The sequence below is a fragment of the Flavobacterium bizetiae genome (genome assembly GCF_902804475.1).
Lineage (GTDB): Bacteria > Bacteroidota > Bacteroidia > Flavobacteriales > Flavobacteriaceae > Flavobacterium > Flavobacterium bizetiae.
Genome location: NZ_CADCSU010000210.1, coordinates 1 through 229, shown reverse-complemented (window position 1 = coordinate 229; position 229 = coordinate 1). Strand labels below are relative to the sequence as shown.

Sequence of the window (229 nt, the reverse complement as noted above, 5' to 3'; positions counted from 1 at the left end):
GGATTCAGACCAATCTCAATAAGACACAAAGCTGGGTTTTATTGGTCGTTTGGGTTTCGCGCAAAGACGCAAAGGCGCTAAGTTTTGATTTTTTGGACGTTTTTTTCTTTTCTTTTATCTCGAATGTTTGTTTTGAAAGCTGCTCCCCTAGCCCCGATAGTAGTGGAAATCCTTTTGTGCCGGGGTTCAGCACAAAAGATTGGAGTGGATAGCGGGAAATAGCTCCTGC

Annotated in this window: 1 protein-coding gene; it reads right to left on the bottom strand. The window is 43.7% G+C overall.

Going from position 1 to position 229, the window contains the following annotated elements; all coding sequences use genetic code 11:
• Positions 1-4: 4 nt before the first annotated feature.
• Positions 5-229 (bottom strand): hypothetical protein (locus FLACOL7796_RS24755; RefSeq protein WP_232067441.1); only part of this gene is annotated, 225 nt, incomplete at its 5' end.